General features: G+C 67.9%; 10 protein-coding genes and 1 pseudogene. 5 read left to right on the top strand and 6 right to left on the bottom strand.

Annotated elements, in window-relative coordinates; genetic code table 11:
* The first annotated feature begins 671 nt into the window (after nt 1–671).
* Both JWN03_RS43695 and JWN03_RS43690 read left to right on the top strand, forming a co-directional pair.
* Nucleotides 672–1,688 carry a FecCD family ABC transporter permease gene (locus JWN03_RS43695; RefSeq protein ID WP_297628584.1) on the top strand — a complete coding sequence of 339 codons (1,017 nt, stop codon included), beginning with the start codon at nt 672–674 and terminating at the stop codon, nt 1,686–1,688.
* Entirely contained in the window at nt 1,685–2,542 is an 858-nt protein-coding gene (locus JWN03_RS43690) for a heme ABC transporter ATP-binding protein (protein ID WP_441343174.1), read from the top strand. Before JWN03_RS43695 ends, JWN03_RS43690 begins: the two co-directional genes overlap by 4 nt.
* A gap of 61 nt (nt 2,543–2,603) precedes the next feature.
* On the opposite strand, the gene JWN03_RS43685 is transcribed toward JWN03_RS43690, so the two are convergent.
* The 4 genes from JWN03_RS43685 to JWN03_RS43670 form a co-directional block, all read right to left on the bottom strand.
* A complete protein-coding gene (locus JWN03_RS43685; RefSeq protein WP_297628578.1) occupies nt 2,604–2,993 on the bottom strand; it encodes a YrdB family protein in 390 nt (129 codons plus the stop codon).
* Entirely contained in the window at nt 2,990–5,107 is a 2,118-nt protein-coding gene (locus tag JWN03_RS43680; RefSeq protein ID WP_297628576.1) for an MMPL family transporter, read from the bottom strand. The genes JWN03_RS43685 and JWN03_RS43680 overlap by 4 nt, the downstream gene beginning before the upstream one ends.
* Nucleotides 5,107–5,640 (bottom strand): hypothetical protein, encoded by a 534-nt coding sequence (locus tag JWN03_RS43675; RefSeq protein ID WP_297628574.1) that lies wholly within the window; start codon nt 5,638–5,640, stop codon nt 5,107–5,109. The genes JWN03_RS43680 and JWN03_RS43675 overlap by 1 nt, the downstream gene beginning before the upstream one ends.
* A gap of 126 nt (nt 5,641–5,766) precedes the next feature.
* Nucleotides 5,767–6,138, bottom strand: coding sequence for a hypothetical protein (locus JWN03_RS43670; RefSeq protein ID WP_297628573.1), 372 nt, complete (start codon nt 6,136–6,138; stop codon nt 5,767–5,769).
* Between the two features lie 223 nt (nt 6,139–6,361).
* On the opposite strand from JWN03_RS43670, the gene JWN03_RS43665 reads away from it, so the two are divergent.
* From JWN03_RS43665 to JWN03_RS43655, 3 genes are read left to right on the top strand one after another with little or no spacing between them, the layout of a single operon-like run.
* Complete coding sequence (locus JWN03_RS43665; protein WP_297628571.1) at nt 6,362–7,372, top strand: YncE family protein; 1,011 nt, start codon at nt 6,362–6,364, stop codon at nt 7,370–7,372.
* Complete coding sequence (locus JWN03_RS43660; protein ID WP_297628569.1) at nt 7,372–7,638, top strand: DUF5703 family protein; 267 nt, start codon at nt 7,372–7,374, stop codon at nt 7,636–7,638. Before JWN03_RS43665 ends, JWN03_RS43660 begins: the two co-directional genes overlap by 1 nt.
* Before the next feature lie 32 nt (nt 7,639–7,670).
* On the top strand, nt 7,671–8,750 hold the full coding sequence (locus JWN03_RS43655) for a quinone-dependent dihydroorotate dehydrogenase (RefSeq protein WP_297628580.1): 1,080 nt from the start codon (nt 7,671–7,673) through the stop codon (nt 8,748–8,750).
* Nucleotides 8,751–8,753: 3 nt separating this feature from the next.
* Here the strand turns inward: JWN03_RS43655 and JWN03_RS43650 are convergent, their stop codons facing one another.
* Nucleotides 8,754–9,170: a hypothetical protein gene (locus JWN03_RS43650; protein WP_297628567.1), complete on the bottom strand. Its 417-nt coding sequence runs from the start codon at nt 9,168–9,170 to the stop codon at nt 8,754–8,756.
* A 196-nt stretch (nt 9,171–9,366) separates the two neighbouring features.
* Nucleotides 9,367–9,588: pseudogene (locus JWN03_RS43645) on the bottom strand (hypothetical protein); the annotation flags it as partial.

The raw sequence follows: 9,588 nt of genomic DNA, 5'->3' as shown, positions 1-9,588 counted from the left end.
ATGTCCGACGCCGTCCTGCTCAGCTTCGGCCCCAACACCGGCCGCGTAGTAGCCGCCCTCGCCAAGGCCGTCTACGGCGACAAAACGGCATGACCCACCGCCCCACCCCTCCCGACGCACAGGATTCTCCCGTGCCCACCTCCCCCGCGCTGGCAGGCGCCCCGGGTGAGGAGCCGTACTTGCCCCATCCCGACTCCCGGGTAGTCGGGACGGCGGACGACACCGGGACGGATACGGCCTCCGCGCCCACTACGTGCGGCACGAACAACCCTGACGCCACGGACCTGCCGAATGGCGAGGGCACCTCGTCGCCGAATTCTGTTCCCGCGCAATCGGTCTCGACGTCGGTCGTGACCAACTCCGGCAGTGCCGACTCCGCGAGCACGGTTGCGGAGGATGGGGCGGCCACACCGGGTAGCTCGGCCGCAGCGGATCCTGCTTCGTCACAACCGGATTCAGGATCTGTCGTCACCCGCTCCGGTGGTGCTGACTCAGCGGCTGACACCGCGATCTCGACCGCGAGCACGGTCGCGGAGGGCGGGGCGACTTCGGTAGCGGCGGGTAGCGCGGCCGCGGCGGGTCGGGCCGCCACTTCTGCGGGGCGCACTCGAACCGGTGACGATTCGCAGTCGGCTGCGGGTACAGGTGGGGGGAAGCGGTCTCGGACTGTGTTGATCTTCGCCGGGGCACTGGTGCTGCTGGTGGCGCTGGCGTTGATTTCCGCTGCGGTGGGGCAGGTGCCGACGACGCCGTTGGAGGTGGCGGGGAGTTTCTTTCATCGGATCGGGCTCGATTGGGGGCCGATGCCCAAGCATCCTGCGGGGGATGTGACGTTGTGGGAGGTGCGGTTTCCGCGGGTGGTGCTGGCCATGCTGGTCGGGGCGGCGCTGGCTACGGCGGGGGCGCTGTTGCAGGGGGTGTTCGCCAATCCGCTTGCCGAGCCGGGTGTGATCGGTGTGTCGGCGGGGGCTGCGGTCGGTGCGGGGGCGGTGATCGTGGTCGGTGGGGCGTTCGTGGCGTCCTGGTCGGTGGCGGCGGGGGCGTTCGCGGCCGGATTGTTGACGACGCTGCTGGTGTATGTGCTGTCGCGGTCCAACGGGCGCACCGAGGTGGTGACGCTGGTATTGACCGGTGTGGCCATCAATGCGTTTGCGGGCGGCCTGATTTCGTTCCTGCTGTTCAGTGCCTCACCGGCGGCGCGCGATCAGCTGGTGTTCTGGCAGATGGGCAGTCTCAACGGCGCGACCTGGCAGGCCGTCGGTGTGGTTGCCCCGCTGACCCTGGTCGGGGTGGCGGCGGCGGTGCTGATGGCGCCGCGATTGGATCTGCTGGCGCTGGGGGAATCGGCGGCCCGGCATCTGGGTGTGGACGTGGAACGGTTGCGGCGCAATGTGATCGTCGTGGTCGCCGTCCTCGCGACCGCGGGTGTGGCGTTCACCGGCATCATCTTGTTCGTCGGATTGATCGTGCCGCACCTGGTGCGCATGCTGGTCGGCCCCGGACATCGGGTGCTCATCCCGCTGTCGGCGATCCTCGGCGCGGTGACCCTGGTCGCCGCCGATATCGGGGCCCGCTCCCTGGTCCACAATGCGGATCTGCCCCTGGGAATGCTCACCTCGCTGGTGGGCGGCCCGTTCTTCTTCTGGCTGCTGCGGCGCACCCGCGCCCGTTCGGGAGGCTGGGCGTGAGCACCGTATTGCGAAGTCTCTCCGGCGCTTTCACCCGCCACCACACCCTGCCGGTCACTCCGCAGCCGGGCACCGTCACCCTGTGCGCCCGCGGTGTCGCCCTGGAACGCGATGGCGGCCGCCGCGTCCTGGACGGCGTCGACTTCGAAGTCATTGCGGGGCAGATCGTCGCCCTCGTCGGCCCCAACGGCGCCGGCAAATCCACCCTGCTCGACGCCCTGGCCGGGGAACTGCAACCCAGCGAAGGCACAGTCGAACTCGACGGCAAACCCCTCGCCGACTGGGCTCCGGTCGATATGGCCCGCCGCCGCGCCGTCCTGCCGCAGAACCACACCGTCGGCTTCCCCTTCACCGCCCGCGAAGTCGTCGCCATGGGCCGCGCCCCCTGGGCCCGCACCGACCGCCAGGATTTCGACGAGCAGCGCATCGCCGAAGCGCTCGCCGCCGCCGACGTGGAACACCTTGCGGGCCGCACCTTCCCGGCCCTGTCCGGTGGTGAACGCGCCCGCGTCGCCCTTGCCCGCGTCCTCGCCCAGGACACCGCCACATTGCTGCTGGACGAACCGACCGCCGCCCTGGACCTCGGCCATCAGGAACAGGTGCTGCGCCTGGCCCGCGAACGTGCGAGCGCCGGCGCCGCCGTGGTGGTCGTATTGCACGATCTCGGTGTCGCGGCCGCCTACGCCGACCGCGTCGCCGTTCTGGAATCAGGCCGCATCGCCGCCGACGGCCCACCCCGTGAGGTGCTCACCGGGGCGCTGCTGACCCGTGTCTACCAGCACCCGGTCGACGTCTTCGATCACCCGGACACGGGTGCGCAATTGGTACTGCCGGTCCGCGGCCGCAACAGCTGACCGCAGACGGACGCCCAGGGCGGCTACCCACCTGAGCGCGTCCGGTTCTGCGCTGACCGGGTCAGGCCTCGGTCTGGCCCAGCAGTTCGGCTTCGGCCCCGGCCGCGTACACCTGGCCCCACAGCAGGCGCAGGCCCGCATTGCCCAGCCACAGCAGGAAGAGCACGAGTCCGGCGATCGGCGTCCACGCGAATCCCAGCAGCACGCCCGCGCCGCCGAACCACACGATCTCCAGCACCGCGCGCTTCCAGCCGCGCACCGGGACGCGGGCGTCGTGGGCGGCGCCGAAGATCGCCCACACCACGACGAACACCGCGATCGCGCCGAGGCCCGCCACAATCCGCACCAGGATCGGCACGTCGAGCCCGAATCCCCACCAGCCCGCCGAGCCCAGCACGCACAACTCGAGCACGAACATCAGCAGCAGGTTCGCGCCCTTCACAACAGTCATCGCCACACCAATTTCAGAACAGCCGGGGTGAGCAGCATGCGGATCACCGTGGCGTCCAACAGGAGTGCCGCGATCATGCCGTACGCGATGTACTTCATCAGCACCAGATCGGAGAAGCCGAAGGCGCCTGTCACCACGATGAGAATAGCGGCGGCAGAGGTGATTACGCCGCCGGTGTGCGCAATTCCGTACCGGATGGCCTCCTGCGGGGATTTGCCTTCGGCGCGGGCCTCGGCCATGCGCGATTGCAGGAATACCTCGTAGTCGGTGGACAGGCCGAACAGCACCGTCACGATCAATACCAGGACCGCGAACATGAGCGGCCCGGGCGTGAAGTTGAACAGGCCCGACCCGTGGCCCTCCACGAAGATCCAGGTGAGAATGCCCAAGGTCGCACCGAGCGACAGCGCGCTCATGGCGACCGCCTTCACCGCCAGGATCAGCGACCGGAACGCCGCGTACATCAATCCGATCGCCGCCACCACGAGGATCAGCGCCAGCAGCGGCAACCCCTTGATGAGCCCCAGAATGCTGTCGCGTTCGAGCGCGGGCACCCCGGCCACCATGACTTTCACCCCCGGTGGTTGCGCAATGCCGCGCAATGCCGAGATCACCTTGTCGGCGTCGTCCTTGTCGACCAGACCACTGCCGAGCACCGTCACCGCGTCCTTGGTCGGCGCGACCGGATCGAACGGCCCCGTCATGCGCGGCGCACTGACCTGGTTCGCTTCGTAGCGAATATCGCTGAGCTGCTGCGGATTCGCGCCCACCACCACCAGCTTCAACGGGTCGGTGCGGAACTGCGGGAACATCCGGTCGAAGTCCTGCTGCGCCACCCGCGCCGAATTATCCGACGCCAGATAACGCTCGCTCAACCCGCCGAAGGCGATATGCCGGAACGGCAGGATCAGCGCGAGCAGCATCAGCACGATCGGAATGATCACCCGCCACGGCTTGGCCATGGCGAAAAGCGCCAGGCGCGAAAAGAATCCGGCATCGATCTGCTCGGCGGTGCGAATGCTCGCCAGCCGATGCCAGCCCCACAGGTCGATGCGCCGCCCCACGATGCTCAAGGTCGCCGGCAGCGCCGTCACCGACAGCACCGCCGCCAGCAGCACCGAACTGATACCACCCAGCGGCACCGAGCGCAGCACCCCGTTCGGGTAGATGAACAGCGCACCCAGACTGACCGCGATGATCGCCGAGGAGAACAGCACGGTGCGCCCCGCGGTGGCGACGGTGCGCGCGGTGGCTTCCTCCACGGTGCGCCCGGCCGCCAGTTCCTCCCGGAACCGGGTCACCGCGAACAACCCGTAGTCGATGGCCAGCCCCAGGCTCACCAAGGTGACCACCGCCGAGGCGAACACATTGACCTGCAGATGATCGGTCAGCATCCGCATGATGCCCTGGGTGCCCAGAATCGTCATCCCGCCGATGAGCACCGGCAACAGCGCACCGATCACCCCACCGAAGACGAAGTACAGCAGGATCGCCACCAGCGGCAGGGCGATGAGCTCGGCGCGGTGGATATCGTTCTGCATGCCGGTATTGATGCCCTCCACCACCGGCTGCATGCCCGCCAATTGCACGGTCGTCCCGCCCGGCCCGGAACCTGTTGCGCCGGCCTGGAATTCGTTCTTGATCGCCATGTAGTCGTTGACGGTGTCGGTGCCGCCGTCGCCACGCAATCCGATACTGGCGAACGCGTGCGTGCGCGACGCATCGGCGAACTGCCCCATGAGCGACCCGTCCCAATACGAGTCGATCTTGAGGATTTGCCCGGAGTGACTCTCGCGCAACCGATTCAGCTCAGCGGTGACCGCGGTGCGCACCGATTCGTCATCGACGGTGTGGCCGGGCGGGGCGGTGTAGAGGACGATCAGATCGCTGTCGGTATCGCGCCCGAAGGTGGAATCGGCCAGCTTGGAGCCCGCCACCGATTCGCTGCTCTCGTCGAACCAGCCCTCCTGGCTCAGGTGCTTGCCCAGATCGCGCCCGTAGAACCCGGACGCCAGGACCACCAAACCGAAGAGCCCGAAGATCAGATACCGATTGCGGTGCACGAAACGCCCCCAGCGCAGCGAACGCGCCCGGCCTTTGTTCGAGTCGAGCATCAGCCGCAGGCCGCGGTCCGGTAGTCGGCCGAGCGCAGAATGCCGCACAGATCGGTGCGCGAGATCTTCCAGCGCCCGTCCTTGTCGACGAAATGCACCACCGTGGTGCGCACATTGGACCCGGTGCCGTCCTTGTCCAGGCTCAGCGTGGCGGTCAGCGTGCCGTCGTGATTGTCGAAGACCGGATCCTTGACCCCGTACACCGCGCGCGGATTGTCCTGCAGCGCCTTGTACATGTCCGGAATGGCGTCCTTGAACGCCTCCCCGTCCTCGATGAGCGCGGTGCGATCGGCATCGGGCAGATTCGGATCCAGCGCCGACTTGATCTGCGCGTCCAGTGCGGCCGCGGTCGGAATGGGCGGCCGATTCGAGGCCGACGCCGACGCGGCCACCGACGAGGACGTCAGTGCCGCATACGCCGAGGAGCGTGCCGCGGCGACCGAGGCATCGTCATCGGAACCGCCGCACGCCGTCACTGCGGCGCCGAGGACGGCGAGGATCAGTACTGCTACGGCCGGTCGTCGAAAAGCCATCAACTTCCTCGGTGCTCGAACTGCGGTGATTTGCCCACAGTCTGTCATGCGCACGGCGAGTTGCTGACTGGCGCGTCACAGGCGCCGATTCGTGGGGTCTGCGCCACTTTCGGCGTGTCGCGGGTGTCAGATGCCGTCGATGACCGCACCGAGGCGAGCCAGCAGGGCGCGCACGGTGGTCGCTTCGCGCGCCGGTGCGGCCGGCACCGCGATCGCCTGCGGTATGAGGTCGCGCACCAGCGCGATGATGCTGCGTTCGTCCTCGAGGTCGATATCGGTGAGCCGCGATTCGGCGATGGCGACGACATCTTCGGCCGCGGGGACGTCCGTCTCCAGGTCAGGGCGATAGATTTCGACGGTCATGGTGCCGCGCACGGTCCGGAATGCGAAGGGTCGGCCGTCCTCGGTGACTCCGAACCCGTGCGCGTAGTGACCCACGGTCACGTCCTCGACGGTGAAGCCCGGCGCGTGGAAGCCCGATGTGTGGTCGGTTACCAACTCAACTCCCTGACACAGCCCACTGATGTCCTTCCACGGTAACCGCTGTCGCCGACAACCCCGCGAAAGCCCATGTCACGTCAAGTGACTCGATGCCCCCGGAACTGTGCACGCTGACACGGCGCGCCGGACGCCAGACCCCCGCTCACCGGGCGTGGTCGGGCAGCATGGTCAGATTAGGGAGCACGCATGAATTTTCTCGGTCAGGTAAGGAGTTCGCTGAATGCGCCGTCGCGGCTTGATCCGGTCGGTCCTCGCGGGCGCGATCGCGGTGACTGTGCTGGCCGGTTGTTCCTCCAAGGACGACGCCGACAAACCGACCAGAGACCCGGTCGTCGCGGCCGTGGCGCCCGCGGCCACCGCGACCCCGGCCGGTGAGGTGACCCCCAGCGCGGCGATTCGCGACCTGCTCGCCGATCCCGGCACCGGCATTCTCGCCACGATCACCGATCCGGGCACCACAGTGGTCTTGCTGGACAAGGCCACCGGCGCCACGCGCACGGTGACCCTGCCCGCCGCGGCCGCCTCGCTCTCGCTCGGCAAGCCCGGTGAGTTCCTGATCGCGGTGCCCGGCAAGATACTTCGTGTCGAAGCCGCCACCGGTGCGCTGACGGAGGTGAAGGTCGACGGTGACGTGCACGCGGCCGCACTGCGCGCCGACGGTGACCTCATCGCCGGGCTCGCAGGCGGCAAGATCCTTGTCCTGAGCCCCGATGGTGCTGTGCGAGAGACCATTTCGGGTCTGGTGTCCGCCGATGCCATCGACACCAGCACCGATACCGTCGTCGTGCTCGATCGCCGCCAGACCGCCGTCACCGAACTCAACCTGATCGATCACCGCCTCGGATTGACCCTGCGCGCCGGTGACGGGGCCGCCACCATGATCGGCGATCACTTCGGCCGCCGCATCGTCACCGACACCGCCGGTAACCAGCTGCTGGTCTACACCGCCGATCCTTTGGTCCTGCGCCAGGGTTTCCCGGTAGGCTCTTCGCCCTACGCACTCGCCTACGAACAGCGGTCCGAGACCGTGTGGGTGACGCTGACAGGCACCAACGAAGTCGTCGGCTACGACTTGTCGACGGGTATACCGGTAGAGGTGGGCCGCTATCCCACAGTGCGCCAGCCCAACACGGTGACCATCGACGACCGCACCGGTGACATGTTCGTGGGATCCGGGACCGGTGACGGTCTGCAACGGATCGGCGCGGACCAGCGGAAGAGAGGGCAGTGATGGCTCGGGCATCACGATCAGCGCGCCAGCCGCGCGAAGTACCGGCCGGCTGGGAGCACTCCAGCGATGACGAATACGAATACGTGCCGTTGCGGCTGCCTCCGGAGATGAATCGCGTGACCGCCTCCATGCGCCTGGCCATTCAGGCCGAATTCGGTGGCTGGGAGCTGTCGCGGGTGCGTGCCTACACCGACGGCAGCCGTCGTGTGCTGCTGCGCCGCCGCAAGAGTTCCCTGCTATCCCCGACACCCGAGGCGGTGATGTGACCCGCATGGCTTCCACGACTGTGGCCCAGCGCCTGTATGCCCTGCTGCTGAAGGTGATGTTCCTGCTCCCGCCGGAACGCATCCACCATCTCGCCTTCGGGGCGATGAAGCTCTCGACCCGGTTCACGCCGGGCCGCTGGGTGACCTCGAAACTGCTTGTCGCGCAGGATCCGGTGCTGGCCTCGCGGGTGTTCGGGGTGGATTTCCCGAGCCCGCTGGGTCTGGCCGCCGGCTTCGACAAGAATGCCGAGGGCGCCGAGGCCTGGGGTCCGCTCGGTTTCGGCTACGCCGAGATCGGCACCGTCACCGCGCAGGCGCAGCCGGGCAATCCGGCGCCGCGCCTGTTCCGGCTGCCCGCCGATCGGGCGCTCATCAACCGCATGGGCTTCAACAATCACGGCGCCGAGGCGGCCGCGGAGTACTTGGCCAAGCGCCGCCGGGGTGGTGTGCCGATCGGCGCGAATATCGGCAAGACGAAGGTCGTCGAGGCCGCCGACGCCGCCGCCGATTACGCGATCAGCGCGAAACTGCTGGGCCCCCTGGCCGATTTCGTGGTCGTGAACGTCAGCTCCCCCAACACCCCGGGCCTGCGCGATCTGCAAGCGGTCGACTCGCTGCGCCCGCTGCTGCAGGCGGTGCTGGACAGCGTGTCGGTGCCGGTGCTGGTGAAGATCGCCCCCGATCTGTCCGACGAGGACATCGACGCCGTCGCCGATCTCGCGGTGGAGTTGGGTCTGGCCGGAATCGTGGCCACCAACACCACGATTCGCCGTGACGGCCTGCGCACCGATGCCGACGAGGTCGCCGTGCTCGGCGCCGGTGGTCTGTCCGGTCCGCCGGTCGCGGACCGTTCCCTCGAGGTCCTGCGCCGCCTCTACGCCCGCGTGGGCGACCGCCTGGTGCTCATCTCGGTCGGCGGCATCGAAACCGCCGACCAGGCGTGGGAGCGCGTGCTCGCCGGAGCCTCACTGCTGCAAGGCTTCACAGGCTTCATCTACGGCGGCCCGCTCTGGGCCCGCCACATCCATCGCGGCCTGGCGATCAAACTGCGCGCACACGGCTACTCCAGCCTCTCCGAAGCGGTCGGCGCGGGCCACACCACCCGGGCCTGACGCTCAGGCCCACAGGTGTTGTGAGCGGGCGCCCGTGGTGGCGGGGGCGTAGGTCGCGGAGAACCAGCCGGCCAGCATCGGCTCGGGCAGCGGCGGCAGTTCGGCGTCGGTGAGGCAGGGCGGGAGGGTCTCGCGGTGTATGCGCTCGGCCAAGCGCTGCGCCAGCATGACCACCGCGTGCTCGACCAGGATGCCCAGCCGGGCAGCCCGTTCGGCGGCTTCGGAGTGTGCGGCATCGTCGAAGACCACTTCCGGATCGGACAGGATTTCGTCCAATTCCATTCCGGCATGCGCCTGTTCCCGGGTCAGTCGCTGTTCGGGCAGCCAACTCAGGGACCACACCTGCTCCCCCTGTGCGCAGCGCGCGAATTCGGGGGTGATGTCACTGGTCATCTCCCGCGGGTTTATATCGATTGTCACTGCTGGGTCCTCCCTGGACGAACTGTATTTTGATCTTCATCGATTACCGGGCGGTCGGTATTTCACCATTCCCTCAACTGCCCGATTTGCCGGGAATTTCATTGCTACATACGACAACTCCCCACCCGTCCGCGTCTCGCGCTGCGGCCTCGCCGGTGAGGTCTCTGGCCCATTCGCCAGTAGGAGCAATAGCTCATCACGATCTGCCCCGCTCCATCATCCGCCGATGCAGCACCGCCATGACATGTTTCACCGAGGTTCCCAATTCCCCGGCCAGCGCCTCCGCCCGCAGGCCCGGTTCCACCGGCCCACTGCACAGTTCGGCCAGTTCCATTGCATCCCTGGCCTGCCGAAAGGTCAACAACACCTCCGGCCACCAGCTCAACACCCACGCCGGTTCCCCCGGATCGGCGCGCCG

The sequence above is a fragment of the Nocardia sp. genome (genome assembly GCF_025465275.1).
Taxonomy (GTDB): Bacteria; Actinomycetota; Actinomycetes; order Mycobacteriales; family Mycobacteriaceae; genus Nocardia.
This window is presented reverse-complemented; position numbering and strand designations above follow the sequence as displayed.